The sequence below is a fragment of the Salmonella sp. A7 genome (assembly GCF_020181675.1).
GTDB classification, from domain to species: Bacteria; Pseudomonadota; Gammaproteobacteria; order Enterobacterales; family Enterobacteriaceae; genus Salmonella; species Salmonella enterica.
The window spans coordinates 649,922-676,045 of record NZ_CP084001.1; the positions used below are offsets into that span (position 1 = coordinate 649,922).

Genomic DNA, 26,124 nt, shown 5'->3' on the forward strand with positions numbered 1-26,124 from the left:
TTAAAGGATATCCCCTAAATGACGCCGCTCTCTTCACCCTTATCGCAGTACTGGCAGACCGTTGTTGAGCGCCTACCAGAAGGATTTACTGAGACATCGCTTAGCGTGCAGGCGAAGTCAGTACTTACATTTAGCGATTTTGCGCTGGATAGCGTGATAGCGCATCCGGAGTGGCTTGCCGAACTGGAATCCGCATCGCCGCAGGCTGATGAATGGCGACATTATGCTGGCTGGTTACAGGAGGCGTTGGCAGGTGTCTGTGACGACGCCTCGCTGATGCGTGAACTGAGGCTTTTTCGTCGTCGCATCATGATACGCATCGCCTGGGCGCAGACGCTGTCGCTGGTGGACGACGAGACTATTTTACAACAGTTGAGCCATCTGGCGGAGACGCTCATCGTGGGGGCGCGTGACTGGCTGTATGCCGCCTGTTGCCGCGAATGGGGAACCCCCTGTAACCCGCAGGGCGTTCCGCAGCCGCTGTTGATTTTAGGCATGGGCAAGCTGGGCGGAGGCGAACTGAATTTTTCGTCTGATATCGATCTGATTTTCGCTTGGCCGGAACATGGCGAGACCCGGGGCGGGCGCCGTGAACTCGATAACGCCCAGTTTTTTACGCGTCTCGGGCAGCGGCTGATCAAAGCGCTGGATCAGCCCACAATGGATGGTTTTGTCTATCGGGTGGACATGCGCCTGCGACCGTTTGGCGACAGCGGCCCGCTGGTCCTGAGTTTTGCCGCGCTGGAGGATTACTATCAGGAACAAGGACGCGACTGGGAACGCTACGCTATGGTGAAAGCGCGGCTAATGGGCGATAACGACGACGCCTGGTCTCGTGAATTACGCGCCATGCTGCGACCTTTCGTTTTCCGCCGCTATATCGATTTCAGCGTCATCCAGTCGCTACGCAATATGAAAGGGATGATCGCCCGCGAAGTGCGACGCCGCGGTTTGAAAGACAACATTAAACTTGGCGCGGGCGGTATTCGTGAAATTGAGTTTATCGTGCAGGTATTCCAGCTGATCCGCGGCGGACGCGAGCCGTCGCTACAGTCGCGTTCGTTACTGCCGACGTTGGATGCTATCGCTGCGCTGCATTTGCTGCCTGAGAATGACGTGGCGCAACTGCGCGTGGCCTATCTTTTTCTACGTCGTCTGGAGAATCTGCTGCAAAGCATCAATGACGAACAGACGCAAACGCTGCCTGCCGACGATCTGAATCGGGCGCGGCTGGCCTGGGGAATGAAGGCGGAGAATTGGCCGCAGCTTGTTGGCGAACTGACGGATCATATGGCTAATGTACGCCGCGTATTCAACGAATTAATTGGCGATGATGAAGCCGATACCCCGCAGGAGGAAGAACGTTCAGAGCCGTGGCGTGAAGTATGGCAGGATGCGCTACAGGAGGATGATTCGACGCCAGTGCTGGCGCATTTAGCCGATGAGGATCGGCGACAAGTTCTGACCCTCATCGCTGACTTCCGTAAGGAACTGGATAAACGCCCTATCGGCCCGCGCGGGCGGCAAGTGCTGGACCAACTGATGCCGCACCTGCTTGCTGACGTTTGTTCCCGCGAAGACGCCGCTGTTACGCTATCGCGGATAACGCCGTTGCTGGCGGGGATTGTCACTCGCACCACCTATCTGGAGCTGCTGAGCGAATTTCCCGGCGCGCTGAAACACCTGATTATGCTCTGCGCCGCTTCGCCAATGATAGCGAGCCAACTGGCGCGTTATCCGTTGTTGCTTGATGAACTGCTCGACCCCGGCACGCTTTATCAGCCGACGGCTACAGACGCTTACCGCGACGAATTACGCCAATATTTGCTGCGCGTGCCGGAAGAAGACGAAGAACAACAACTGGAGGCATTACGCCAGTTTAAACAGGCACAGCTTTTGCGGATTGCGGCGGCGGATATTGCCGGTACGCTGCCGGTGATGAAAGTGAGCGATCACCTCACATGGCTGGCGGAGGCGATGATTGATGCTGTGGTGCAGCAGGCGTGGACGCAAATGGTTGCGCGTTATGGTCAGCCAGCGCATCTGGACGAGCGCCAGGGGCGGGGGTTTGCAGTTGTCGGTTATGGCAAGTTGGGCGGATGGGAGCTGGGCTACAGTTCCGATCTGGATCTCATCTTCCTGCATGACTGTCCGATGGACGTCATGACCAACGGCGAACGCGAAATCGACGGGCGGCAGTTTTATCTGCGCCTGGCGCAGCGCATTATGCATCTGTTCAGTACGCGCACCTCCTCCGGCATTTTGTATGAGGTAGATGCGCGTCTACGCCCCTCTGGCGCGGCGGGAATGCTGGTGACTTCAGCGGACGCGTTTGCCGATTATCAGCAGCATGAAGCCTGGACCTGGGAACATCAGGCGTTGGTACGCGCTCGCGTGGTATATGGCGACCCGCAGCTTACCTCACAGTTTGATGCGGTACGCCGCACTATCATGACGACGGCGCGCGACGGCAAGACATTGCAGACTGAAGTGCGTGAAATGCGCGAGAAAATGCGGGCGCATCTCGGCAATAAGCATCGCGATCGTTTTGATATTAAAGCTGATGAAGGCGGTATTACGGATATTGAGTTTATCGCGCAATATCTGGTACTGCGCTACGCTCATGAAAAACCTAAATTAACGCGCTGGTCTGATAACGTGCGCATCCTGGAGCTTCTGGCGCAAAACGGCATTATGGATGATCACGAGGCGCAGGCGCTGACGGTAGCCTACACCACACTGCGTGATGAACTGCACCACCTGGCGTTGCAGGAGCTTCCCGGTCATGTGGCGCAGACGTGTTTTAGCAAAGAGCGCGCGCTGGTGCAGGCAAGCTGGCGGAAGTGGCTGGTAGCCGTTTGAATTATGCTATTATCGCGCGCAAATTTTGAATCTCTCAGGAGACAGGAATGAAAGTAAATCTGCCAGCGTTTGAACGTGCAGGCGTCATGGTTGTGGGTGATGTAATGCTGGATCGCTATTGGTATGGCCCCACTTGCCGTATTTCACCGGAAGCGCCGGTGCCCGTGGTTAAGGTAAATACCGTTGAGGAACGTCCGGGCGGCGCGGCGAACGTGGCGATGAACATTGCGTCTCTGGGAGCGAACGCCCGTCTGGTCGGCCTGACGGGTATTGATGACGCCGCGCGCGCGCTGAGCAAAACGTTGGCGGAGGTCAATGTGAAGTGCGACTTCGTTTCTGTGCCGACGCATCCGACGATTACCAAACTGCGCGTACTATCACGTAATCAGCAGCTCATTCGTCTTGATTTTGAAGAAGGCTTTGAGGGCGTGGACCCGCAGCCGTTGCATGAGCGTATCAACCAGGCGCTGGGATCGATCGGCGCGCTGGTATTGTCCGATTATGCCAAAGGCGCTCTGACCAGCGTGCAGACTATGATTTCCCTGGCGCGCCAGGCGGGCGTGCCGGTGCTCATCGATCCGAAAGGAACGGATTTTGAACGTTACCGCGGCGCCACGCTGCTGACGCCAAACCTTTCTGAATTCGAGGCGGTCGCGGGGAAATGTAAAAGCGAAGACGAACTGGTTGAACGCGGCATGAAGCTCATTGCCGATTACGGCCTTTCCGCGCTGTTGGTCACGCGTTCCGAACAGGGAATGACGCTGCTGCAACCGAATAAAGCGCCGCTACATATGCCGACGCAGGCGCAGGAAGTTTATGATGTTACCGGTGCGGGCGATACGGTGATCGGCGTGCTGGCGGCGACGCTGGCGGCGGGAAATACCCTGGAGGAGGCGTGTTATTTCGCCAATGCGGCGGCGGGCGTAGTGGTAGGTAAACTCGGGACGTCAACGGTTTCCCCTATTGAGCTGGAAAACGCAGTGCGCGGACGCGCGGATACCGGCTTCGGCGTCATGACCGAAGAGGAGTTGAGACAGGCCGTCGCCAGCGCGCGTAAGCGTGGCGAGAAAGTGGTCATGACCAACGGCGTTTTCGATATTCTGCACGCGGGCCACGTCTCTTATCTGGCGAACGCGCGCAAACTGGGCGACCGCCTGATTGTTGCGGTCAATAGTGACGCCTCGACTAAACGTCTGAAAGGCGACAGCCGTCCGGTTAATCCGCTCGAACAGCGTATGATTGTGCTGGGCGCGCTGGAGTCGGTCGACTGGGTTGTCTCTTTTGAAGAGGATACGCCGCAACGACTGATTGCCGGTATTCTGCCGGATCTGCTGGTAAAAGGCGGCGACTATAAGCCGGAAGAGATCGCGGGCAGCGAAGAGGTCTGGGCCAACGGCGGCGAAGTCATGGTGCTGAACTTCGAAGATGGTTGTTCCACGACCAATATCATCAAAAAGATCCAGACCGAGAGCGAGAAGTAAAACCGCGTCATCAGGCGTTACAGACGCTGCAGGCGCTGATTTTGAAGGCGCGTCGGACATTTTGTTTCGACGCGTATCTCGCGGTTGACGCTGCTTTTTTTTCGACCTAAAGTAAAGGAATAAGGGTGAGAGGGGATCTCTCCCCCCTCTGATTGGCTGTTAGTAAGCTGCGAAACTTATCAGTAACAGAACAATCAGTATGATGACCTGGTGCATCATAACCCTTTCCTTATTAAAGCCCCTTCCTCGGGAGGGGCTTTCCCGTTTCAGCCCCTTGCTGACATCGCGATTGTTGGTGAGTGGCCTGTCTGGCGCAAGGGCTTTCTCCCGCCGATTTTGCGTTACTGGATCGCCCACGCAAAACGGCCTGCTGGTCATAACGCTTTGTACAGACAAGGTGGAAAAAAGATAAAAAAATCCCCGGTCTTATGACCAGGGACAGGAGATATGGCGGGGGTTATTGCTCTTTTACCGTTGCTTCGCGATTAATCTCATCCGTTGTCGATGAAACCAACGGCGTGGTCAGCGCCTTTAGCGAGCCGCCAGCGATGCCAATCTCGTTTAACAGCGAATCGATCAGCGGCGCTTGGGTACGATAGGTGAGCGCGGCAGATAACGCTTGTTCCGCCAGGTTTCCCCCGTTAGCGCCGCCAGCGGCGACGTCGCCCGCCGTCGCGCCGCGATTGAGGCCATCGACCTGAATAATCTTAATGCCGTCGATGGATCTCATCGGTTCAACAGACTTCTCAATAACAGCAGGCAACGATTGTAAGAGCGCTAGTTTAAATTTGAGGCTGGTTTGTTCGTCAGATAGTACGTTGATAGCGTCATTCAGCGCCCGTTGCGCTTCGGCTTCCGCCAGACCTTTTTTACGCGTTGCTTCCGCCAGTTCGATGATGGCGGCGGCTTGCAATTCTGCCGCTTCTTTCTCTGCTTTTGCCCGAACGGTCAGTTCGACCGCTTTGGTTTCCGCATCCTGCGCCGCGGCGATCAGAGCGACCTGCTTGGCGCGATCCGCTTCGGCGGTCTGGCGGGTGGTTTCTACGTTTTGCTGGGCGCGAACCGCATCGGCCAGCGCGTCGTTGGCGCGCGCTTCCGCTTGTGATTGCTGCTCGGATTTGGCGGCAATGGCGATAGATTTCGTCTGGTTGGCGATTTCTGTCACCTGTTGCTGTTCGATCTCTTTAATACGTACTTCACGCTCGGCCTCAACTTTCCTGGACCGTACTGCTTGCTCACGTTCGATCTCCGTCTCCTGGATCTGCCGCTCAGCAAGAATGCGCGTCTGTTCTGCTTCACGATGGCGCTCGGCCTCAAAAGCGGCAATTTTGGCGTTTTGTTCGGCGGTGCGGGTTTTAACCTGTTGCTCCTGCTCCAGAGTCATAAAGGCTTCTTGTTGCTCGATTTCCAGCTTGCGTTCAAGCGCGTCGCGGTTCTTTTCGCGCACCGCCACTTCCACATCCTGTTCCACTTCATTACGTTCACGACGGCGGCGTTCGGTTTCCTGCGTCAGTTTCGTCAGACCTTCGGCATCAAAAGCATTGTTTGGGTTGAAATGCTCTTTGGACGTTTGGTTAAAGTTGGTTAATGAGACGCTTTCCAGTTCCAGGCCGTTTTTCGACAAATCTTCCGCAACGGTGTTTTGTACGCCCTGAACGAAGTTTTCACGCGTGTCCTGTAGCTCATGCATCGTCATCTGGGCTGCTGTGGCGCGTAAGGCGTCAACGAATTTATCCTCAACCAGCATACGCAGATCTTCCGGCGACAGAGTTCGCTGACCAAGCGTTTGTGCGGCGGTGGCAATACCTTCAACAGAGGGTTTTACACGCACGAAGAAAGCAACGACCACGTCAACGCGCATACGATCTTTGGTGATCAGGCTGTCGACGGTAGCACGGCTGACCTCAAGTTTTAGGGTATTCATATTGATCGGAATAATTTCGTGAAAGATTGGCATCACAATAGCGCCGCCGCTCATCACCACTTTTTGCCCGCCAAGCCCGGTACGGACAAACGCCTGTTCCGCAGATGCGCGGCGATAGAGGCGAGCAAAAATGATCCCGATAATTAGTAAGACGATAACCGCAACGATGGCGGTAAACATCCATGATGGCAATATGCCAAAAACATCATCCATTATGTAAGTTCCTCTCAATTAGACATAGAAGGTACGCTCAGCCAAATAACGCGTTGCGGAAAGTCGGCAGACAATCAGCACCTTGTCTCCTTTTTTAAATTCTTTTCCCTTTTCGGGTTCCAGCAGTAAATAGTGAATCTGGCCGAACTTATCGGTAAATTTTCCTTCGCAAGGTGTACCGGCGACGGCGGCGTGGCCGGTAATAATCGCCATGCCGCCGATAAATTCCTCTTCCCTGAGGGCGGAGCTTTCATCTCTGGGTAGCCAGGGCGCGAGGATTTTTCCGCTGTAATGCACGGCAAAGACCGACAGGACAATGCTCAACGGGACCAGCAGCAGATTGCTGAGCGGCGCTTGCCAGAGCATGATCCCGCCATGCTGGATGAGGATACCGAAGAGGCCGAAATAACCAGCCAATAGACAGAGGACGACCAGTGCGGGAACGCGTCCAATATTCAGATAATGAAGCGCCTGGCCCGCAGGGCCAGATGACAGGGCGTCATAATGATCGAGATGGGCGTCGAGCGTGCCTGAAAGAAAGTGGCCAAAAATCAGAGAAATCATCTCCAGCACGCCGATAAAGAAAACGAACGCGATGGCAAACAGATAGGGGCTGTTATACTCCGCAAATAAGGTCATATTTTCTATCCTTGTCGCCGCCTTCAGAAGGGGGTTCGCGTGATAATTTTCATGCTTGTTATTTCATTGCGTTACAATATCATGTGACCCATATCTCCTTAAGTCCGAAAAGCGATTTATCCGTCGCTATCTTTGGTGAATATTGTGATTTTGCGCATTAAATTTGCGCACGTTATGTATAAAACCGCCGTACATATAGGGAAATACTGAAATCAGAAAAAGCATATAGCCTTAACAGAATTCAATAACTGGAGGGTATGCTGATGAACAACAATAACGTCTATTCATTAAATAATTTCGATTTTCTGGCGCGCAGTTTTGCCAGAATGCAGGCGGAGGGGCGTCCTGTTGATATCCAGGCGGTAACCGGCAATATGGACGAGGAGCACCGCGACTGGTTTTGCAAGCGTTACGCGCTTTACTGCCAGCAGGCGACTCAGGCGAAAAGGTTAGAATTAGAACACTAATGCAGGCTCCCTTTACAGGTGCAGGGCATTATTCAGATCTTATATGAGCGGGCCGTCAGGCCCGTTCACGTTTTTACTCTTGTGGATCGACTGGCGGGATGGCGGGCGCAGGTTTTACTTCTTCAGGCTTGTCACGAGCTTCCAGTTCGCTGAGGCGTTGCTCCAGCAGCGCCAGTTTTTCCCGGGTGCGCAGCAAGACCTGAGTCTGGACATCAAACTCTTCGCGGCTCACCAGATCGAGACGCGTCAGCTGAGATTGCAGCGTTTGACGGATTTTTTTCTCGATATCTTCCCCGAACTCGCGAATACCTTTCGGCATTGACTCATGAACCTGGCGTGCGATTTGCTCAATTTTTTTCGGGTCAATCATTGTGGTTTCCCTGAACTGGTAAGTGTTAGCTCTTATTGTAGTGCGATATGTGGACGCCATAAACCAGAATTGTGTGACGTCATACGGAGTAAAGGCGTTGATGAAGGTAATCAATAGCGTTATAGTTAACCCGCTTATTCTCAGGGCGGGGCGAAATTCCCCACCGGCGGTAAATCAGCGATGTTTAACGCATTTCTCATCACGGCGCGCCGTGACGGAACGCGGAGAGCAGGTTGAAAGCCCGCGAGCGCTTTTTGCCATAGCGAAAAGGTCAGCAGATCCGGTGTAATTCCGGGGCCGACGGTTAAAGTCCGGATGGGAGAGGGTAACGATCCAGTCGGGCATGGACCCGCTCACGTTATTTTTTTGCCGCTTGTCGGCACTCCTAAGACTGCCCTGATTCTGGTAACCATAATGTTAATGAGGTTTTTTTACCATGAATCAGACGCTACTTTCCTCTTTTGGTACGCCTTTTGAACGTGTTGAACTTGCACTGGATGCGCTGCGTGAAGGACGCGGTGTGATGGTGCTTGATGATGAAGATCGTGAAAACGAAGGCGATATGATTTTCCCCGCAGAGACGATGACCGTAGAACAGATGGCGTTAACCATTCGTCACGGTAGCGGTATTGTTTGCCTGTGTATTACTGAAGACCGTCGTAAGCAGCTCGACTTGCCAATGATGGTGGAAAACAACACCAGCGCCTACGGCACCGGTTTTACCGTGACCATTGAAGCCGCAGAAGGCGTGACCACCGGCGTTTCCGCCGCTGACCGTGTCACTACGGTGCGTGCGGCAATTAAGGATGGCGCAAAACCGTCCGATCTTAACCGTCCGGGGCACGTTTTCCCACTACGCGCTCAGGCGGGCGGCGTGCTGACGCGCGGCGGTCATACGGAGGCGACCATCGATCTGATGACGCTGGCTGGTTTTAAACCTGCAGGTGTACTGTGCGAGTTGACTAACGACGATGGGACGATGGCGCGCGCGCCGGAGTGTATCGCGTTTGCAGGCCAGCATAATATGGCGGTGGTCACGATTGAAGATCTGGTGGCTTACCGCCAGGCGCATGAGCGCAAAGCCAGCTGATCGAACGGATCATGGTTGAAAAAAGCCGATGAGATGTCATCGGCTTTTTTGTATTCCTTCGGTGCCATATTGTTCAGTTTCAAAGGACGACGAATAAGCTGAATGGTAAAATTATTGTGAGAAAAGCAGAGGCCTGAATGCAGACCTCTGCTTTGGTTTATCTATTCAGGTTATTTTCCTCTGGCCAGTTTCAATGCCCAGGCGCCGCTCATCACCAGCAGCAGAATCAGGCACAACCCAAAGGCCAACATACATGCCTGCGCCATGTTCATAAAGTGCCAGGGCGGAAGCAGATACCAGCCTTCGGACTGCTGGTAGAGATCGACAAACCACTGCTGTACGCTACTGAGCGTTACGCCATCAGGGACGATAGGCGCGTCATAACCGCAGTCTCCGGTAGGTTTAAACCACTCCGGTGCCCATTCCGCCAACGGTAAGTTGAAAGGAAAGGTCGGGTCAGTCGAACATCCTTGCACGCCAAAAAGTGAATCGGGGTCCGCATTATGTACCGCATGATGGATACCATTAAGCTTAATAGAAAACTTAATGCCCATAATGCTGCCATAAAACGCCGCGATGCAGCCAATCAGCTTCAGCACGATATTTTTGGGATTTATCGCCGCAATCACCCCGCCAATTACCATCACAAACATCGCGTAACGAATGTAAACACACTGTTCGCACGGCGCCATGTAGAGATAGATTTGGAAGAACGAGTGCGCCAGGATAATTAACCCTCCCATCGCGATGGCCATTAACAGCCACAGAAAGCGCTGTTCCTGCCATCTCACCAGCGTATCTACTGGTCTTGCGCGTAGGTCTCGCCATAATCCCTTAATAAAATCCATAATCGTTTCCCTGCTTATTTTTTAGTGGCCAGTTCCCGGACGAGTTCAGCCATAGAATCGATGGATTTGATGTTTTTGGTATAGATAAGGTACTTGCCGTTGACGACGTAAGCCGGAACACCCTGAATTTTGGCAACGTCATAGGCGGCTTTCCATTTTTCCAGAGTCTCCTGAACGGCAGGATCTTTCAGCGCCGCTTCAAAATCAGCCTGGCTCATGCCTGCGGCGTCCAGCCCGGTTTTAATAAATGCTGCCGGATCTTTCCCATCTGACCAGCGCTCTTTCTTATCATGGTAAGCCGCGTACCAGGCGAACTTCGCTTTTTTGAATTGTGATTTAGCATCAAATAACGAAATCCCGGCAGCTTTATCTTTGGCGATCAGGACTGCAAATACTTCGCTGGCCTGTTTTCCATATTCGCCTTTTGTTTCCAGGTGGAACGGGGTGAACGTAACGAGATCGGCTACTTTATCAGAAACCGGACCTGTTACGGCTTTGTCATATTTGTAGCAGAAAGGGCAGGCATAGCTAAATACCTTAATCAGCGTTTTATCCGCATTAGGAATTGGTTTCTCCAGAACCATATAATCTGTGCCCTCGGTAAAAGCCGATGCCGCAAAAGGAGTGACCAATGCCGCGGTTAATACTACGCTTTTAAATAAAGAGGTAATCCATTTAGATGACATATTAATTCCTTCCCGTGATTTATTTAAACATTTGCGTTGGATGAACCAGTAACGCACGATAGTGAGTCTGGTTGGGTTTATCCGACAGCACATCAATTTCAACTTTCACTTCTTTCGTTTTATAGTCAATCTCATTCAGTTTGCCGACTGTGGGTTTACCAACATCGAACAGGTTAATAGAACCGCCAAAGCCGAACATGGTGTCGCGGTCTTTTTGATATTCAACAACCGAGGTAATAGGACTATAGAAATCATATCCACGTTCTTTACCGTATTCCCAAACTTGTTGTACGGTGCCTTTCTTCTCATCGATCTTATATTCGACAAAACGGGAATATTTCATGGTCGGTAGAGCCGGTTGCTCCAGGCCGCGACCATCGCCGTTATCAAAGACCGTTAACGTGCCTTTGCTGGAAAGCCATGCCGTATGTTGGGTATAGGTGAAATCGAAATCGGTGTCCTTACACTTGCCGTTTTCGTCACAGGTCAACGGCTTACCATGATCGTCTACCGGCTTCAGCAATTTACTGGCTAGCTGCTTATTCCAGCCTTTAGACGGTGCCAGTATCCATTTCACCTGCTTATCGCGACCAATTTTTACAATACCCTGATGGCGGGAAGAAAGGATGATGGAGTCGTCTTTCGCGTCATAAGCGATAGAGTTGACGTGCGCCCAGTTACGACCGGCACCAACGCCAAGTGCATCGCCATACGGCGTATCCGGTTCGAGTTTCGCCTGCTGTCCGGCATGGGCCAGATCGACATTCACGCATACTGCGCCCGCATCCAGCGCGCCTAGCAGCGCATCACGCATAGGGTCGAGGATTTTGGTTAAATCCCAAACGTCTACTACGCGGCCAGACTTATCGACCTCAATGATTTGGTCACGAATCGTATGAACATGTATGCCGTCTTCTTTGCGGTAATCGCGTTTGCCGACGCGCAGCAGTACGGTGCCGTTCACGGTTTCGATGGATTCATGAGACGCATCCAGGAACCCGCGCGGCAGTTTATGATCGGCAAGAATTTGCCCCATCATGTCAAACTCGTACCAGTGTTGGCCCTGCACCGCGGTAAAGGTGCCGCGAGGCGTTTCACGAATACCCATCAGGTAGCCGCGTTTGTTGATATTCATATCGTGGCCGTCGTAGAAGGTATCTTGATCCAGCCACCAGCGATATTCACCCTGGGTGTCGACCACAAACGTATAAGGGGCGATATCGAAAGGCAAAGCCCCGCCCGCCGGACCGGCATCAAGAATGCCCGCATTTTTATCTTTTTCGCCGTGCCAGTGAAATTCAGCGCCCTGCGGCGTAAAGGTATGGGTATTTACCAGATAAAGGCGATCTTCAAATCCTGGCGCGACTTTAATAACTTTCGTTTGCTGGAGATCTGAAATAGAACGGTTATCCATATAATGGTTGACGATGGCGGACGTCTGCACCACATAGTCATCCTTCATGGCTTTGCCGTTTTCTTTATATTCTACTGTGACGTTGTTGGCAAATTTCTGATAAAGGCCAAAAATAGGAATACCGTCATAGGTTTCTAAAGACTCTTTCCCAACGGTATAAGTAACGGGAACGCCTTTTTCCCCTTTGCCATGTACAGTAACTTTAACGTCTGAAATAACATGGCTATCTAATTCCACCAGTGCGGTGAGAGGGGCATTACCGTAAGGATCGACAACGACTGCGCCTAATTTTCCTGCGGGCTGCGCCGGTTGAAAACCTGCGGCAAACGTACTGGCTGCGGTGAGTCCGCATGTCAGTGCGACGGCACCGGCAAGTATTGTTTTCCGGTATTGGTCAAACATGGATATATCTCCTTATATACAACTTCTAAATATAATACTTCTGTATATACTATGTTTTTATTAATGATAAATGAGGTAAATGATTGGTCTTTAAATATAAGTCATGATGCTATTACTTATTTTAAAGTATATTTTGTATCAATATTTTTTAATTGCCTGAGTGAGTCGATAGTAGGAGTGTGATATTTTAAGAACAATATAAATTAGTACGAAGTGTGATCTTATCGACATTGTTTTCTGCTTAATACCTCTTTCATTATTGTGTTTCACCACTGATTTATATGATCAAAATCATTTATTTGTTCCACAAATATGCCAGTATATGAATACGTCAAAATAAGGGTATGTAAAATTTTAACGTTAAATGTTTAGTGATGTTAAATTTTAAGGGTAAAAAGGATGTTTATTGCTTGGTATTGGATAATATTAATCGTTCTGGTGGTAGTAGGGTATATTTGCCATATGAAGCGTTATTGCAGAGCGTTTCGGCAAGACAGAGATGCATTACTTGAAGCGCGAACGAAACGTTTTCGCCAGACGAACGAAGGCGACAGCGTGATGAATGAGCAGAAATAGCGCATATCCTTGACGGGCAGCCGGATGTTGCCTGGCTAAAGGCCTGCATCCGGCGCGAGGTTTCTCTTAACCGATACCTATCGTCTGCAAAATGACGAGACTGAGCCCCATGATGGACATACCGCAAAGCACGCCATAGCTGGGGTTATTGTTAGGATCGATCTCTTTTGCCAGCGGCATCAGTTCATCGACGGAGAGCGCCACCATAATACCGGCGACTGCCGCCATGATAGCCGCCATAACGATTGGCGAAACCAGACTGCCCAAAATCAGCCACGCCAGCACGCCGCCAAGAATTTCCGCCATGCCGGAGATACCGGCCCAAAAAATCGCGGTACGTTTTGAGCCCGTCGCGGCATAAACCGGACCGGCAACCGCCAGACCTTCAGGAATATTGTGCAACGCCACCGCCAGTGCGATGCCGAAACCCAGTTCAAGATTGCTGCTGGCAGTGACAAAGGTGGCGATCCCTTCCGGAAAGTTGTGCAGGCTAATGCCGAGCGTCAATAAAATCGCAGTGCGTTTTATCGAGCCGGGAAGCGGCTGCTGCCTCTTTTGCACCAGATCCTGCGGATGAGCGTGAGGAAGCAGGCGGTCCAGCCCGAAGTAGCCCAACAGGCCGATAATAAACATTCCGTAGCCCAGTACGGGCGACATTCCCTCGGTATCAAGCGCGGCGGGCAGCATCTCCATCAGCGAGATGAGCAGCATGATCCCTGCGGCGAAGCCCAGAGAAAAAGCCAGCACGCGATTAGACGGTTTTTGGCCGAGAACGCCAAGAAACGCGCCAATAAAGGTGGCGGCGCCCGCCAGTAAGGTCAGAATAAGTGGTACTGACATCCATTACTCCTTATCAATTTGCCGTCCGAACCTGACCTTCAAAATAACTGATGATCTTCATCATAGTTATCTGAGTTCTTCCTCTGTGAAGAAAGCGTATGGTGATGTTAACAAAATGTCTTTCCTGTAAGGATAACATCATGTCTTTAACGTGTATGCCAGCATTGTTTTTGGGGCATGGCAGCCCGATGAACGTGCTGGACGATAACGATTATACCCGCGCCTGGCGGCGATTGGGGGAAGCCCTGCCTCGACCACAGGCGATAGTGGTGGTGTCGGCGCACTGGTATACCCGCGGGACGGGCGTCACAGCGATGGAAAGGCCGCAAACTCTCCATGATTTTGGCGGTTTTCCGCAGGCGCTGTATGACACGCATTATCCGGCCCCTGGATCGCCTGCGCTGGCGCAGCGTTTGGTTGAACTGTTGGCTCCCGTTCCCGTCGCGCTCGATAAAGAGGCGTGGGGATTTGATCATGGCTCCTGGGGCGTATTGATCAAGATGTACCCGAATGCGGATATCCCGATGGTGCAGCTTAGTGTTGATAGTACCAAACCGGCGGCATGGCATTTTGAGGTGGGTCGTAAGCTGGCGACGCTGCGTGACGAAGGCGTGATGCTGGTGGCCAGCGGGAATGTGGTTCATAACCTGCGGACTGTGCGTTGGCACGGTGACAATATACCGTATCCCTGGGCGGCGTCATTTAATGACTTTGTGAAAGCCAATTTGACGTGGCAGGGGCCGGTAGAACAGCACCCGCTGGTGAATTATCTGCAACATGAAGGGGGGGCCTTATCGAACCCGACGCCGGAGCACTTTTTACCTTTGCTGTATGTACTTGGCGCCTGGGACGGCAAGGAGCCTATCACCATCCCGGTCGACGGTATTGAGATGGGCAGTATAAGTATGTTGTCGGTGCAGGTGGGGTAGGCCGGATAAGGCGCGGAATGATTGCCCGATGGCGCTACGCGCATCGGGCTTACAGGAGAATCTATCCTTCGACAAAAATATGCGGATAGAAGCGGGAGAGATCCTGGGTGATCAGCGCCCGATCTTCACGGATACCAATTCCGGCGGGCTGATCGTTAATCAGCCAGCTACCAATCAGGGTGTAACTGTCGCCGAATTTTGGCAGCGGATAGAACTGTTGCACGATCATACCCTCTTCGCCATACGGGCCTTCCACGGATTCGATCGTTTTACCGTTCTCAATAATCGATACGTTCGCCCCTTCGCGGGAGAAGATCGGTTTCACGACATATTTATCCATTGGCGGATGTTCGTCTTCGGCGAAATACGCAGGCAACAGATTCGGATGGTCCGGGAACATCTCCCACAACAGCGGCAATAACGCTTTATTGGAGATAATGCTTTTCCAGGCCGGTTCCAGCCAGCGCACGCCGGCATCTTCCAGCTTGGTGGAAAACATCTCGCGCAGCATAAATTCCCACGGATAGAGCTTGAACAGGTTCGCAATGACCTGATCCTGCAGATCCGTAAATTGGCCTTTTTCCCCCAGACCAATATCGTCGATATAGAGAAATTCGGTGGCGATTTCCGCTTCGGCCGCGCAATCCTGTAAATACTGAATGGTGCCGCGATCCTCAACCGTATCGCGACAGCAGGTGAGATGCAGCAACTGAAAACCGTACTGCTCGCGAAGTTCAGCAAAGCGTTCAATCAGCTTTTCCTGCAGGCTATTAAACTGATCGCTGCCTTCCGGCAGATTGCCCGCGTTGATCTGATCTTCCAGCCAAATCCACTGAAAAAACGCCGCTTCATACAGCGACGTTGGCGTGTCGGCATTATTTTCGAGCAGCTTAGGCTCGCCGATGCCGTCCCAGGCCAGATCGAGGCGGGAATAGAGCGACGGTTGTTGCGTTTGCCAGGACTGGCGAACAAAACCCCAGGTATGTTTTGGAATACGAAACTTCGTCATCAGCTCATCGCTGGCGATGACGCGTTCTACTACCTTGAGGCACATCTGGTGCAGCTCGGCGGTAACGTCTTCCAGTTTTTCCACCTGGGCGAGCGTTAACTTGTAATAAGCGTCTTCACACCAGTACGGTTCACTATACATAGTGTGAAAATTAAACCCGTATTCAGTCGCTTTATCGCGCCAGTCCGGGCGCTCGGTAATACTGACTCTTTCCATGCGTATCAGCCGCCCATCGAACGTGTTGAAGTACCGGCAGCGCTACGCTGCATGGTGCTCTGTTTGGCGACGGATTCGCCAAAACCGCCGCGGGTAACGGTTGTTGTGGTGGCCGGTTTCGGCGCCATCGCGGTTTTCGGTACGGTCATTGTCCGGCCCGGTTGCGCCGCGCCGTAGTTTTTACCTGCCGCATCGGTATATTTGCCGTATGCAGGGCTGGCCGGGTTTTTCGAGCTAAACAGCGGCTGTTGCGCAAAGCCTGCGCCGCCGCCCATCAGACGCCCCATCATGTAACCTGCCATAAGCGGCATCCAGAAACTGCCGCTGGATTGTTGGGCCTGCGCCTGATTTTCCGGCGCCATGCCAGCCTGTGCAGGCGCTTGCTGGCACTGACCTTCGCCAAACTCAGCGACGCAATCCTCGCGTGTAGCGTACTTAGGCGCAGTACGTTCGGCCTCTTTCAGCGCATTGTTATACGCGGTTGTACATTCCGCGCTTTTGCCCGGATTCGCCGCTGAACAGTCATCAGCGTTTTGATACAGCGATACGGTTTCATCGCTTTTTTCACAGCCAGCCAGCATAAAAACAGCCGTAACCGCCAGGGCGACCGGCGTTAAATGCCGCGCGCTCCAGCTTTTGCGAAATGATGCGTGATGGATGGATTTTGTCCGTTTCATATTTGTCTTCCAGGACCCAGTGGTAAATACAACATGCGTTCAGAATAGAGGATGACTGGTCGAAATTGAAGCGAGAAAAGGCGAGAATGCGGCGGAATAGCAGGATCTTTACGTTGTCTTACGTTCAGGCGTGGCTTTATGACAGGTAGCGCCGCGCTTACCAGACCTACAAGGGCACAGGTCTGATAAGCGCAGCGCCAGCGAATAACTTATCAATGCCGGAATGGATTGCCGTTATTGCTGTTGGCGCGAGCGGCGGTCGGCTGTACTGCCGGCGCAGCGCTATGGGCATTATAACCGTCTGCGGCAGCATCCTGCTCTGGCGTTTCCGGCGCTACGCTTTCCGGCGACGTCGGGATAGGTTTACCCAACGTACTGTTAAGCGCGAGCAGATCCTGCTCGTTCAGCGTACCGAGCGCATATTTGATATTTAACTGATTAATCAAATAGGTATAACGCGCGTTGGCCAGTTGCTGCTTGGCATCATACAGAGTGGTGGTGGCATCCAGTACGTCAACAATGGTACGTGTACCGACCGAGTAACCGGCTTCCATTGCATCCAAAGAACTTTGCGCGGAAACGACTGCCTGTTTATACGCGTTGATACTGCTGATGGAGGCGTTAATATTGTTAAAGGAAGAACGTACGGTCTGCACCACGCTACGGTGCGCGCTTTCCAGCTGTTCGCTTGCGCCGACGAAGTTATACTGCGCCTGTTTTACCTGCGAGTTAACCATCCCGCCTTGATACAGCGGCAGGGAGAAGTTCAGGCCGATTTTATTCTGCCCCATGTTGCTATCGTCGTACTGGGCGGAGTTGGTTTTAGAACCGCTATAAGAGGTATCAGAAATGCCGGTTGAGGCCGTTAAATTCAGCGTCGGCAGATGGCCATCCTGCGCCTGACGGATTTGTTCGCGCGCCAGATCCTGACTTAAACGCGCCTGCAACAGCGACAGGTTACGGTTTTCCGCTTCCTTCAGCAGCGCATTAACAGCTTTGGGTTTGTCGGTTTTAAAATGCTCGACGTTAAGCGACGCCAGCTCCGGGTAATAATTGCCGGTTACCTGGCGCAGCTCTTCTACCGCGTTATCCAGGTTGTTGCGGGCGGTCACTTCATTCGCCAGTACGGTATCATATTGCGCACGGGCGTTTTGCACGTCGGTAATGGCGACCAGACCCACGTTAAAACGTTGCGTCGTTTGATCTAACTGACGGTAGATAGCCTCTTTTTGTGCCTGGGTATAGGAAAGCACATCAATAGCGTTCAATACCTTAAAATACGCGTTCGCGGTATTGAGGATCAGCGTCTGCTGATCGGTCTGATAGGTGACATCCTGAATGCCTGCTGCTTTTTCTTGCAGGGTGAGCCCACGCCATTTCGACATGTCAAATAACGTCTGCGTTAATTGCAGGGAAGCGCTGGTTTCATTGGAGTTGATACCGTTCGCATCGCGATAACCGTTGCTGTAGGTGTAGTCGGCACCTAAACCCAGTTGCGGCAGTAAAGGACTACGCGCTTCGTTAATTTTTTCGAATGCAGCATCGCGATCGGCAGCGGATTTACGCAATTCCGGGTTGCTCAGGCGTGCTTGCTGATAAACTTGCATCAGGTTCTCTGCCTGGCTTAGTGTGCTGAACCCCGACAGGCTCAGGCCGATAAGGATGGGGAGCAATTTCTTCATTTGCATTCCTTGTTGTGAAGCAGTATTTAGCGCTGATCAATTTGTAAAAATAATTGCTGATTCTAGCAGAATCCGCCACTGCAAAAAGTTGGCGTTACGTGCCATACGAGCCTTAATTGGCACCAATTTACCACAAGGGTGATAAAACAGCAGTCAACCACCCTTGAAATTCATCATTTAATCATTATTGCTAGCAGGGCAGCACAATGCGTAAATCAGACAACTTGCCAGTTACTTTCACCAAAAGCGATGTAGAAATTATTGCACGGGAAACGCGCTATCGCGGTTTTTTTTCATTGGATGTGTATCGATTCCGCCATCGTTTATTCAACGGAGAAATGAGTGGCGAGGTAAAGCGCGAAATTTTTGAGCGCGGGCACGCCGCCGTCTTGCTACCCTTTGACCCTGAACGCGACGAGGTGGTGCTGGTCGAACAGATTCGTATTGCCGCGTATGACACAAGCGTTACGCCGTGGCTGCTGGAGATGGTCGCCGGCATGATAGAAGAAGGCGAAACCATTGAGGCGGTCGCCCGGCGAGAGGCGATGGAAGAAGCGGGGCTGACCGTAGGCCGCACCCGACCGGTCATCAGTTACCTGGCGAGTCCAGGAGGAACCAGCGAGCGCTCATCTATTCTGGTGGGTGAAGTGGACGCCACGACCGCGGCAGGTATTCATGGTCTGGCGGATGAAAACGAAGATATTCGGGTTCATGTGGTAAGCCGGGAACAGGCATACCAGTGGGTAGAAGAGGGGAAAATCGACAACGCAGCCGCAGTCATCGCTTTGCAATGGCTTCAGTTGCATCATCAAGAGTTAAAAAACGAGTGGAAAAAATGAAGCGTTATACACCTGACTTCCCAGAAATGATGCGTTTGTGCGAAACCAATTTTTCGCAATTGCGCCGCCTGCTGCCGCGCAATGACGCCCCCGGTGAAACGGTGAGCTATCAGGTGGGCAACGTACAATATCGGTTAACGATTGTGGAATCGACCCGATACACTACGCTTGTAACGATCGAGCAAACGGCGCCAGCCATCACCTACTGGAGCCTGCCGTCGCTGACGGTGCGCCTCTACCATGATGCGATGGTGGCTGAAGTGTGTTCAAGCCAGCAGATCTTTCGCTTCAAAGCGCGGTATGATTATCCAAATAAAAAGTTGCATCAACGCGACGAAAAGCATCAAATTAATCAGTTTCTGGCCGACTGGCTACGATTCTGTTTAGCACATGGAGCGATGGCGATTCCGGTTTATTAGCGTCGTGAAACCTAAGGACACCATTTGGAAAGCCTGTTAACCCTACCTCTGGCTGGTGAGGCCCGAGTCAGGATTTTACAAATTACAGATACTCACCTGTTTGCCGAAAAGCATGAAACGCTGTTAGGCGTCAATACCTGGGAAAGTTACCAGGCTGTGCTGGAGGCTATTCGGGCGCAACAGTATGAATATGATCTGATCGTGGCCACCGGCGATCTGGCGCAGGATCAATCCGCTGCGGCTTATCAGCATTTTGCTGAGGGTATCGCAAGCTTTCGCGCGCCTTGCGTTTGGCTACCGGGCAATCATGATTTTCAGCCGGCAATGTACAGCGCGCTGCAAGAGGCGGGGATTTCCCCGGCTAAACGCGTGTTAATCGGTGAACAATGGCAGATTTTGTTGCTGGATAGCCAGGTGTTTGGCGTTCCGCATGGCGAACTGAGCGAGTTCCAACTGGAATGGCTTGAGCGTAAGCTCGCCGATGCGCCAGAGAGACAGACATTGCTCCTTTTGCACCATCATCCGTTGCCGGCAGGGTGCAGTTGGTTGGATCAGCACAGCTTGCGTAATGCCGGTGAGCTGGATAGCGTGCTGGCGAATTTCCCGCGTGTAAAATATCTGTTATGCGGACATATTCACCAGGAGCTGGATCTTGACTGGAACGGTCGCCGTCTGTTGGCGTCGCCGTCAACCTGCGTACAGTTCAAACCACACTGCGCGAACTTTACGCTGGATACTATCGCGCCGGGCTGGCGTACGCTGGAGCTCCGGGCGAACGGCGTCCTGGAGACGGAAGTGCATCGCCTGCAGGATACCCGGTTCCGACCCGATACCGCTTCGGAAGGATACTGATGTCTACGCTTCTCTATTTGCACGGATTCAACAGTTCCCCTCGCTCGGCAAAAGCGTGCCAGCTAAAAAACTGGCTGGCGGAGCGTCATCCGCATGTTGAGATGATCGTCCCTCAACTCCCGCCGTATCCTGCCGATGCGGCGGAGTTGCTGGAATCTCTCGTGCTTGAGCATGGCGGTGCGCCATTAGGGCTGGTAGGATCGTCGCTGGGTGGTTATTACGCCACCTGGCTGTCGCAATGTTTTATGCTGCCGGCTGTGGTGGTGAATCCCGCCGTGCGGCCCTTTGAATTACTGACCGACTATCTCGGTCAGAACGAGAACCCCTACACCGGGCAGCAATATGTGCTAGAGTCTCGCCATATTTATGATCTTAAAGTCATGCAGATTGACCCGCTGGAAGCGCCGGACCTGATCTGGCTACTGCAACAGACGGGCGATGAAGTGCTGGATTACCGCCAGGCGGTGGCATATTACGCCTCCTGCCGTCAGACAGTGACCGAGGGTGGTAATCACGCATTCACGGGCTTCGAAGATTATTTCAACCAGATTGTCGATTTTCTTGGACTGCACAGTTGCTGACAATCAATTCGAATTGCTAATTAAACCATGACGCAAACTTATAACGCTGATGCCATTGAGGTACTCACTGGGCTTGAGCCGGTACGCCGCCGCCCGGGGATGTACACCGATACGACCCGCCCCAACCATTTGGGTCAGGAAGTGATTGATAATAGTGTGGATGAAGCACTCGCAGGTCACGCCAAACGCGTGGATGTCATTTTACATGCCGATCAATCGCTGGAAGTGATTGACGACGGACGCGGGATGCCGGTGGATATCCATCCGGAAGAGGGGGTTCCGGCGGTAGAACTGATCCTCTGTCGGCTTCATGCCGGCGGTAAATTCTCCAATAAGAACTATCAGTTCTCTGGTGGTCTGCATGGGGTGGGGATTTCGGTCGTGAATGCCCTGTCAAAGCGCGTGGAAGTGACCGTGCGCCGCGACGGTCAGGTCTATAACATCGCGTTTGAAAACGGCGAAAAAGTGCAGGATTTGCAGGTTGTCGGCACCTGCGGTAAACGTAATACTGGCACCAGCGTCCATTTCTGGCCCGACGAAAGTTTCTTCGACAGCCCGCGTTTTTCTGTCTCTCGCTTAATGCACGTTCTGAAAGCAAAAGCGGTGCTGTGTCCCGGCGTGGAAATCACTTTTAAAGATGAAGTGAATAACAGCGAGCAGCGCTGGTGCTACCAGGATGGCCTGAACGACTATCTGGGCGAAGCGGTAAACGGCCTGCCGACGCTGCCGGAAAAACCGTTTATCGGTAATTTTAACGGTGAAACGGAAGCGGTTGACTGGGCGCTATTGTGGCTGCCGGAAGGCGGCGAATTACTGACGGAAAGCTACGTCAACCTGATCCCGACCATGCAGGGGGGGACGCACGTCAACGGTCTGCGCCAGGGCCTGCTCGACGCGATGCGCGAATTTTGCGAATACCGCAATATTCTGCCGCGCGGCGTCAAACTGTCGGCGGAAGATATCTGGGATCGCTGCGCTTATGTGCTCTCCGTGAAAATGCAGGACCCGCAATTTGCCGGGCAGACTAAAGAGCGTCTGTCGTCGCGTCAATGTGCGGCATTTGTTTCCGGCGTGGTGAAAGATGCCTTCAGCCTGTGGCTGAACCAGAACGTGCAGGCGGCGGAACAACTGGCAGAGATGGCGATTGCCAGCGCGCAGCGGCGACTGCGCGCCGCAAAAAAAGTGGTGCGCAAAAAGCTCACCAGCGGTCCGGCGTTGCCGGGGAAACTGGCGGACTGTACCGCGCAGGATCTTAATCGGACCGAGCTGTTCCTTGTGGAAGGGGATTCGGCAGGCGGTTCCGCCAAGCAGGCGCGCGATCGCGAATATCAGGCGATCATGCCGCTCAAAGGTAAGATCCTTAACACCTGGGAAGTCTCTTCCGATGAAGTGCTGGCCTCGCAGGAAGTGCATGATATTTCCGTGGCGATCGGTATCGATCCGGACAGCGACGATCTGAGTCAGCTGCGCTACGGCAAGATCTGTATCCTGGCGGATGCGGACTCCGATGGTTTGCATATCGCTACGCTGCTTTGCGCGCTGTTTGTCAGACATTTCCGCGCGCTGGTGAAGAATGGTCATGTCTACGTCGCGCTGCCGCCGCTATACCGTATCGATTTGGGTAAAGAGGTCTATTACGCGCTGACGGAAGAAGAGAAGGCGGGCGTACTGGAACAACTGAAGCGTAAGAAAGGCAAGCCGAACGTACAGCGTTTCAAAGGCTTGGGTGAAATGAACCCGATGCAGTTACGCGAAACCACGCTTGATCCAAATACTCGCCGCCTGGTGCAGCTCACCATTAACGATGAAGACGATCAGCGTACTAACGCGATGATGGATATGCTGCTGGCGAAGAAACGTTCTGAAGATCGACGCAACTGGCTACAGGAAAAAGGCGATCTCGCGGATCTCGACGTGTAACGGTTGTTGCACGCTTTATCCGGTCTGCATGCCGCAGGCCGGATAAGCGAATCCGACATGACGCCGCAGCCTGATGGCGACACTTGCGCATCGCATCAGGGCGACGTCAGACGAGGGTAATAACTTAAACGCCGGATTCCAGAATACGAATATTCATTTCCAGCACATCGTCTTTTACCGCGTCGCTATAGGCTTTCATATGCGGGGTTTGCAGATGCGCCTCAAGGTGCGCAACGCTTTCCCACTGTTCAATCATCACGATCGAGTCAGGCGCCAGAGTCTGAAAACTCACGCCCGCGGCATGATCCACCATCGGCGCGTAACCGTGGCACCCCTCTTCTTTAAGAACGGTTGGAATAATTTTCGCAAACTGGTCGAGGACGGCCTGACGGTGATGTTGGCCCGGACGCGTGCGAATTTCGGCAATGACGGTAAGCATGGTTAACTCCTTCTAATTCCAGGATGACCAGTTAAGCAAAAATTTCGCTCAGATGCTTGCGATATTCTGCGGTATAGCGCGGAACATCCGGCATTTTAATCACGTCGTTGGCAATAAACGTTGGCAGCGCGTCCATGCCCAGGAACTGGTTGGCTTTATGGAATGGCAGATAGACGCCATCTACGCCTACGCCGTGGAAAAACTGATCTTTTTCGGTAAATGCTTCCATCGGCGCGTTCCACGTCAGTGACAGCATATATTTTTTCCCCTGCACCAGACCGCCGGAACCGTACTTTTTAGCGGCATCGGAACGCGTGCGGCCATCGCTGGCATAGAGCGTACCGTGACCTTCGGTAAAGACATCATCCATATATTTTTTTACTGTCCATGGCGCGCCCATCCACCAGCCTGGCATCTGCCAAATCACCACGTCAGCCCAGACGAAATTCTGCACCTCTTCTTTAATGTCATAGTCGCTGTCGGCGCGGACGATCTTAACCTGATGACCCAGATCGCGCAGAAGCCCATCGGCAACTTCGGTCAGGGTGTCATTCAACTGGCCGTTGGAGTGCGCGAATTTTTTCGCCCCGTTGATAATCAGGATGTTACTCATTTTGTGTCCTCAAGAAATGCGTTTGCTGCTGATTCTACGCTGACGGGCGGTGCGGTGAAATTAGCAAAATGTGCAAAGTCTTTTGCATTTTTGGCAAAAGTCTCTGTTACCAACTTACTACGGCCTCAAATCCACCTTCCGCGGCGTTGCCAAACGACACCGTCATGCCGTGCAGCGTAGCGATGCGACGGACGATTGATAATCCCAGACCGCTGCCGGTCACACTTTGGCCTGGCGGGCGGTAAAAACGCTCGCCGATATGCGTCAGAATCTCTGGCGCTACGCCGGGGCCATTATCTCTGACGGTGAAGCTGCGGGCGTGTAAGGTAACGTCGACGACGCTGCCCTGCGGACTGTAGCGAATCGCATTATCCAGCAGGTTACGCACTAACAGGCTTAAGAGTAGCGGCTGGCCGGTACGTATGACGTCATGGGCGTTAAGCTGTAAACGCACGTCGATATTCGCCTGCTGCGCCGGATGATAAATATCCATTACCGCGGACTGCAGCAGCTCTTCCAGCGAAATCTCCGCCACATCCTGCAAATTATTGAGCGAGTCGAGACGCGATAACGTCAGTAGCTGATCGACCAGCCGCGTGGCGCGATCGATCCCCGCATGGAGCTGGGTCAGCGCTTTATCACGCGATAGCGGATCGTCGCCAGAGAGCTGCGCCACCTCGGTTTGTACTTTCAGCGCGGCCAGCGGGCTGCGCAATTCATGGGCGGCGTCGGAGGTAAATCGCCGTTCGCGCACCATCATGGAGTGGATGCGGCTAAAAAGCTGATTAAGCGCTTCGACCAGTGGGCGAACCTCGCTCGGTACGCCTTTGGCGTCGAGCGGCGTTTCCGATTCCGGCGACCGGAAGCGCAGCGCCTGCGCCAGTTTTTTCAACGGTCTGAGCTCGCGGTGAAGCAGGAGTAATAAAATCAGTAGCATGAAGGGAAGGGCGAGCAGCCACGGCGTTAATTGCGCCGCCACGATCGCCAGCGCCATATCTTCGCGGTAATCCCACTCCTGACCGACGACGATACGATACTTACCGTCCGCCGAGTTCAACCACAAAAAACGCCAGAGATCGTTGTCATCCTTCAGATAGCCATTGTCGAAACCTTCGCGGCGATAGCGATACGGAATATCCTGGCCGTTGTCGCCATCATGCAGCAACATTTTGCCGTCAGCGGAAAAGATGGCGAATGCCAGCGCATCGTCATCGATATGCCCATGTTTTAATTTCTTTGGCGTATGCGCCATGCGCTGCGGGGCGTTGATCTCGTTAAGATCGAGGGTGCTAAGCCGTCTGGCGAACAACATCAACTGTGTGTCAAACAGCTCGTCGACATTATCCGTCGTCTTTCTCCAGGCCACAAAACTGGAGATTGCCCAGGTGATGGAGACCAGAATCAGAAAAATAAGCGTCAGCCTGACGCGCAGGCTGAGACGTTGCGTCAATTTCATGCGTCACCCAGGGTATAGCCGATGCCGTGTACGGTGCGAATAAATTCACTGCCGAGCTTGCGGCGTAAATGATGAACATGGACTTCCACTGCATTGCTGGACACGTCGTCATCCCAGTTATACAGCTTCTCTTCAATAAGCTTGCGCGGCAGCACGCGACCTTTGTTGCGCAGTAATAGTTCCAGCAACGCGAACTCTTTTGGTTTTAGGGCCAGCGGTTCGCCGGCAAGCGTTGCGACGAGATTGCCTGGATTGAGCGTCACCTGGCCGTGGCGCAATTCGCTACTGGCCTGACCGCTGGCGCGGCGTACCAGCGCCTCCAGACGGGCGGCGACCTCAATGAGCGCGAAAGGTTTACATAAATAGTCATCGGCGCCCAGACGTAGCCCCTCGACGCGCTCTGCTAACGCGTCGCGCGCCGTCAGGATCAGGACCGGTTCCTGTTTACCCTTTTCGCGCCATTCGCGCAAAATATCCCGTCCGTCCATGCCTGGCAGCGTCAAATCTAAAATAACCGCATCATAAGGCGCGCTGTAAAGCGCCTCTTTGCCCGGACGTCCCTCGGTAAACCAGTCGACGCTGAAACCCATTTTACTCAGGCCCGCTTTTATGCCATCGCCAATAAGTGTGTCATCTTCTACCAGTAAAATTCGCATCTGTTCTTCCTTGCGGTAACTCGC

General features: G+C 52.9%; 26 protein-coding genes and 1 riboswitch. Of the genes, 11 read left to right on the forward strand and 15 right to left on the reverse strand.

What is annotated here, in order from left to right:
• Window positions 1-18: 18 nt before the first annotated feature.
• Window positions 19-2,862, forward strand: coding sequence for a bifunctional [glutamate--ammonia ligase]-adenylyl-L-tyrosine phosphorylase/[glutamate--ammonia-ligase] adenylyltransferase (gene glnE / locus LCS67_RS03120; RefSeq protein WP_031566702.1), 2,844 nt, complete (start codon window positions 19-21; stop codon window positions 2,860-2,862).
• A 47-nt stretch (window positions 2,863-2,909) separates the two neighbouring features.
• Window positions 2,910-4,343, forward strand: a complete 1,434-nt coding sequence (hldE, locus tag LCS67_RS03125) for a bifunctional D-glycero-beta-D-manno-heptose-7-phosphate kinase/D-glycero-beta-D-manno-heptose 1-phosphate adenylyltransferase HldE (RefSeq protein WP_031566698.1) — start codon at window positions 2,910-2,912, stop codon at window positions 4,341-4,343.
• Between the two features lie 159 nt (window positions 4,344-4,502).
• On the opposite strand, the gene LCS67_RS03130 is transcribed toward hldE, so the two are convergent.
• From LCS67_RS03130 to LCS67_RS03140, 3 genes are all read right to left on the reverse strand, one after another.
• The gene (locus LCS67_RS03130) at window positions 4,503-4,562 is read right to left on the reverse strand and encodes a type I toxin-antitoxin system Ibs family toxin (RefSeq protein WP_001804776.1); all 60 of its coding nucleotides are present in this window, start codon (window positions 4,560-4,562) and stop codon (window positions 4,503-4,505) included.
• A 238-nt stretch (window positions 4,563-4,800) separates the two neighbouring features.
• On the reverse strand, window positions 4,801-6,480 hold the full coding sequence (locus LCS67_RS03135; protein WP_031566695.1) for a flotillin family protein: 1,680 nt from the start codon (window positions 6,478-6,480) through the stop codon (window positions 4,801-4,803).
• Window positions 6,481-6,498: 18 nt separating this feature from the next.
• Window positions 6,499-7,119: an OB-fold-containig protein gene (locus LCS67_RS03140; protein ID WP_000171744.1), complete on the reverse strand. Its 621-nt coding sequence runs from the start codon at window positions 7,117-7,119 to the stop codon at window positions 6,499-6,501.
• A 257-nt stretch (window positions 7,120-7,376) separates the two neighbouring features.
• Here LCS67_RS03140 and glgS point away from each other — a divergent pair, with 257 nt between their 5' ends.
• A complete protein-coding gene (gene glgS / locus LCS67_RS03145) occupies window positions 7,377-7,586 on the forward strand; it encodes a cell surface composition regulator GlgS (RefSeq protein ID WP_000928927.1) in 210 nt (69 codons plus the stop codon).
• A 73-nt stretch (window positions 7,587-7,659) separates the two neighbouring features.
• Here glgS and ubiK read toward each other — a convergent pair whose 3' ends face one another.
• Window positions 7,660-7,956, reverse strand: a complete 297-nt coding sequence (gene ubiK / locus LCS67_RS03150) for a ubiquinone biosynthesis accessory factor UbiK (RefSeq protein WP_000566824.1) — start codon at window positions 7,954-7,956, stop codon at window positions 7,660-7,662.
• 132 nt (window positions 7,957-8,088) lie between these two features.
• A riboswitch (FMN riboswitch) is annotated at window positions 8,089-8,287 on the forward strand.
• Window positions 8,288-8,392: 105 nt separating this feature from the next.
• On the opposite strand from ubiK, the gene ribB reads away from it, so the two are divergent.
• Window positions 8,393-9,046, forward strand: a complete 654-nt coding sequence (gene ribB / locus LCS67_RS03155; RefSeq protein ID WP_001076978.1) for a 3,4-dihydroxy-2-butanone-4-phosphate synthase — start codon at window positions 8,393-8,395, stop codon at window positions 9,044-9,046.
• 170 nt (window positions 9,047-9,216) lie between these two features.
• Here the strand turns inward: ribB and dsbI are convergent, their stop codons facing one another.
• The 3 genes from dsbI to LCS67_RS03170 are packed head-to-tail and all read right to left on the reverse strand — an operon-like array spanning window position 9,217 to window position 12,396.
• Window positions 9,217-9,894 carry a protein-disulfide oxidoreductase DsbI gene (gene dsbI / locus LCS67_RS03160; RefSeq protein WP_000345576.1) on the reverse strand — a complete coding sequence of 226 codons (678 nt, stop codon included), beginning with the start codon at window positions 9,892-9,894 and terminating at the stop codon, window positions 9,217-9,219.
• A 14-nt stretch (window positions 9,895-9,908) separates the two neighbouring features.
• Window positions 9,909-10,580, reverse strand: a complete 672-nt coding sequence (locus LCS67_RS03165; RefSeq protein ID WP_000096230.1) for a thiol:disulfide interchange protein DsbA/DsbL — start codon at window positions 10,578-10,580, stop codon at window positions 9,909-9,911.
• Window positions 10,581-10,599: 19 nt separating this feature from the next.
• Window positions 10,600-12,396, reverse strand: a complete 1,797-nt coding sequence (locus LCS67_RS03170) for an aryl-sulfate sulfotransferase (protein ID WP_000460265.1) — start codon at window positions 12,394-12,396, stop codon at window positions 10,600-10,602.
• 399 nt (window positions 12,397-12,795) lie between these two features.
• Here LCS67_RS03170 and LCS67_RS22760 point away from each other — a divergent pair, with 399 nt between their 5' ends.
• Window positions 12,796-12,972, forward strand: coding sequence for a hypothetical protein (locus tag LCS67_RS22760; protein WP_000469257.1), 177 nt, complete (start codon window positions 12,796-12,798; stop codon window positions 12,970-12,972).
• A gap of 66 nt (window positions 12,973-13,038) precedes the next feature.
• Here the strand turns inward: LCS67_RS22760 and zupT are convergent, their stop codons facing one another.
• The gene (gene zupT / locus LCS67_RS03175) at window positions 13,039-13,812 is read right to left on the reverse strand and encodes a zinc transporter ZupT (protein WP_000115874.1); all 774 of its coding nucleotides are present in this window, start codon (window positions 13,810-13,812) and stop codon (window positions 13,039-13,041) included.
• A 140-nt stretch (window positions 13,813-13,952) separates the two neighbouring features.
• Between zupT and ygiD the strand changes: the two genes are divergently transcribed.
• Window positions 13,953-14,741: a 4,5-DOPA dioxygenase extradiol gene (ygiD, locus tag LCS67_RS03180; protein ID WP_001520560.1), complete on the forward strand. Its 789-nt coding sequence runs from the start codon at window positions 13,953-13,955 to the stop codon at window positions 14,739-14,741.
• Between the two features lie 61 nt (window positions 14,742-14,802).
• On the opposite strand, the gene LCS67_RS03185 is transcribed toward ygiD, so the two are convergent.
• The 3 genes from LCS67_RS03185 to tolC all read right to left on the reverse strand — a co-directional run bounded on the left by LCS67_RS03185 (window position 14,803) and on the right by tolC (window position 18,331).
• Window positions 14,803-15,966, reverse strand: a complete 1,164-nt coding sequence (locus LCS67_RS03185; protein WP_100521890.1) for a glutathionylspermidine synthase family protein — start codon at window positions 15,964-15,966, stop codon at window positions 14,803-14,805.
• Between the two features lie 5 nt (window positions 15,967-15,971).
• Window positions 15,972-16,643: a DUF1190 family protein gene (locus LCS67_RS03190; protein ID WP_000831528.1), complete on the reverse strand. Its 672-nt coding sequence runs from the start codon at window positions 16,641-16,643 to the stop codon at window positions 15,972-15,974.
• Between the two features lie 212 nt (window positions 16,644-16,855).
• Entirely contained in the window at window positions 16,856-18,331 is a 1,476-nt protein-coding gene (gene tolC, locus LCS67_RS03195) for an outer membrane channel protein TolC (protein ID WP_001663008.1), read from the reverse strand.
• A 200-nt stretch (window positions 18,332-18,531) separates the two neighbouring features.
• On the opposite strand from tolC, the gene nudF reads away from it, so the two are divergent.
• Genes nudF through parE form a run of 5 tightly spaced genes read left to right on the forward strand, consistent with a single transcriptional unit; the run spans window position 18,532 to window position 22,936 of the window.
• Entirely contained in the window at window positions 18,532-19,164 is a 633-nt protein-coding gene (gene nudF / locus LCS67_RS03200) for an ADP-ribose diphosphatase (RefSeq protein ID WP_001231950.1), read from the forward strand.
• Complete coding sequence (locus tag LCS67_RS03205; protein ID WP_000833404.1) at window positions 19,161-19,583, forward strand: DUF1249 family protein; 423 nt, start codon at window positions 19,161-19,163, stop codon at window positions 19,581-19,583. The genes nudF and LCS67_RS03205 overlap by 4 nt, the downstream gene beginning before the upstream one ends.
• 24 nt (window positions 19,584-19,607) lie before the next feature.
• Complete coding sequence (cpdA, locus tag LCS67_RS03210) at window positions 19,608-20,435, forward strand: 3',5'-cyclic-AMP phosphodiesterase (RefSeq protein WP_000444735.1); 828 nt, start codon at window positions 19,608-19,610, stop codon at window positions 20,433-20,435.
• A complete protein-coding gene (yqiA, locus tag LCS67_RS03215) occupies window positions 20,435-21,016 on the forward strand; it encodes an esterase YqiA (RefSeq protein ID WP_000105725.1) in 582 nt (193 codons plus the stop codon). The genes cpdA and yqiA overlap by 1 nt, the downstream gene beginning before the upstream one ends.
• Before the next feature lie 27 nt (window positions 21,017-21,043).
• Window positions 21,044-22,936 carry a DNA topoisomerase IV subunit B gene (parE, locus tag LCS67_RS03220; protein ID WP_023262778.1) on the forward strand — a complete coding sequence of 631 codons (1,893 nt, stop codon included), beginning with the start codon at window positions 21,044-21,046 and terminating at the stop codon, window positions 22,934-22,936.
• Between the two features lie 124 nt (window positions 22,937-23,060).
• Here parE and LCS67_RS03225 read toward each other — a convergent pair whose 3' ends face one another.
• The 4 genes from LCS67_RS03225 to qseB form a co-directional block, all read right to left on the reverse strand.
• Window positions 23,061-23,375, reverse strand: coding sequence for a putative quinol monooxygenase (locus LCS67_RS03225; RefSeq protein ID WP_000958587.1), 315 nt, complete (start codon window positions 23,373-23,375; stop codon window positions 23,061-23,063).
• A gap of 31 nt (window positions 23,376-23,406) precedes the next feature.
• Window positions 23,407-23,988 (reverse strand): NAD(P)H-dependent oxidoreductase, encoded by a 582-nt coding sequence (locus LCS67_RS03230; RefSeq protein WP_000065416.1) that lies wholly within the window; start codon window positions 23,986-23,988, stop codon window positions 23,407-23,409.
• 106 nt (window positions 23,989-24,094) lie between these two features.
• On the reverse strand, window positions 24,095-25,444 hold the full coding sequence (gene qseC, locus LCS67_RS03235; protein WP_000779333.1) for a quorum sensing histidine kinase QseC: 1,350 nt from the start codon (window positions 25,442-25,444) through the stop codon (window positions 24,095-24,097).
• The gene (gene qseB, locus LCS67_RS03240) at window positions 25,441-26,100 is read right to left on the reverse strand and encodes a quorum sensing response regulator transcription factor QseB (protein ID WP_001221574.1); all 660 of its coding nucleotides are present in this window, start codon (window positions 26,098-26,100) and stop codon (window positions 25,441-25,443) included. Before qseB ends, qseC begins: the two co-directional genes overlap by 4 nt.
• Window positions 26,101-26,124: the final 24 nt, after the last annotated feature.

Coding starts and splice junctions, on each gene's coding strand:
- glnE (WP_031566702.1), top strand. CDS start 19: ATGACGCCGCTCTCTTCACCCTTATCGCAGTACTGGCAGACCGTTGTT.
- hldE (WP_031566698.1), top strand. CDS start 2,910: ATGAAAGTAAATCTGCCAGCGTTTGAACGTGCAGGCGTCATGGTTGTG.
- LCS67_RS03135 (WP_031566695.1), bottom strand. CDS start 6,480: ATGGATGATGTTTTTGGCATATTGCCATCATGGATGTTTACCGCCATC.
- LCS67_RS03140 (WP_000171744.1), bottom strand. CDS start 7,119: ATGACCTTATTTGCGGAGTATAACAGCCCCTATCTGTTTGCCATCGCG.
- glgS (WP_000928927.1), top strand. CDS start 7,377: ATGCTGATGAACAACAATAACGTCTATTCATTAAATAATTTCGATTTT.
- ubiK (WP_000566824.1), bottom strand. CDS start 7,956: ATGATTGACCCGAAAAAAATTGAGCAAATCGCACGCCAGGTTCATGAG.
- ribB (WP_001076978.1), top strand. CDS start 8,393: ATGAATCAGACGCTACTTTCCTCTTTTGGTACGCCTTTTGAACGTGTT.
- dsbI (WP_000345576.1), bottom strand. CDS start 9,894: ATGGATTTTATTAAGGGATTATGGCGAGACCTACGCGCAAGACCAGTA.
- LCS67_RS03165 (WP_000096230.1), bottom strand. CDS start 10,580: ATGTCATCTAAATGGATTACCTCTTTATTTAAAAGCGTAGTATTAACC.
- LCS67_RS03170 (WP_000460265.1), bottom strand. CDS start 12,396: ATGTTTGACCAATACCGGAAAACAATACTTGCCGGTGCCGTCGCACTG.
- LCS67_RS22760 (WP_000469257.1), top strand. CDS start 12,796: ATGTTTATTGCTTGGTATTGGATAATATTAATCGTTCTGGTGGTAGTA.
- zupT (WP_000115874.1), bottom strand. CDS start 13,812: ATGTCAGTACCACTTATTCTGACCTTACTGGCGGGCGCCGCCACCTTT.
- ygiD (WP_001520560.1), top strand. CDS start 13,953: ATGTCTTTAACGTGTATGCCAGCATTGTTTTTGGGGCATGGCAGCCCG.
- LCS67_RS03185 (WP_100521890.1), bottom strand. CDS start 15,966: ATGGAAAGAGTCAGTATTACCGAGCGCCCGGACTGGCGCGATAAAGCG.
- LCS67_RS03190 (WP_000831528.1), bottom strand. CDS start 16,643: ATGAAACGGACAAAATCCATCCATCACGCATCATTTCGCAAAAGCTGG.
- tolC (WP_001663008.1), bottom strand. CDS start 18,331: ATGCAAATGAAGAAATTGCTCCCCATCCTTATCGGCCTGAGCCTGTCG.
- nudF (WP_001231950.1), top strand. CDS start 18,532: ATGCGTAAATCAGACAACTTGCCAGTTACTTTCACCAAAAGCGATGTA.
- LCS67_RS03205 (WP_000833404.1), top strand. CDS start 19,161: ATGAAGCGTTATACACCTGACTTCCCAGAAATGATGCGTTTGTGCGAA.
- yqiA (WP_000105725.1), top strand. CDS start 20,435: ATGTCTACGCTTCTCTATTTGCACGGATTCAACAGTTCCCCTCGCTCG.
- parE (WP_023262778.1), top strand. CDS start 21,044: ATGACGCAAACTTATAACGCTGATGCCATTGAGGTACTCACTGGGCTT.
- LCS67_RS03225 (WP_000958587.1), bottom strand. CDS start 23,375: ATGCTTACCGTCATTGCCGAAATTCGCACGCGTCCGGGCCAACATCAC.
- LCS67_RS03230 (WP_000065416.1), bottom strand. CDS start 23,988: ATGAGTAACATCCTGATTATCAACGGGGCGAAAAAATTCGCGCACTCC.
- qseC (WP_000779333.1), bottom strand. CDS start 25,444: ATGAAATTGACGCAACGTCTCAGCCTGCGCGTCAGGCTGACGCTTATT.
- qseB (WP_001221574.1), bottom strand. CDS start 26,100: ATGCGAATTTTACTGGTAGAAGATGACACACTTATTGGCGATGGCATA.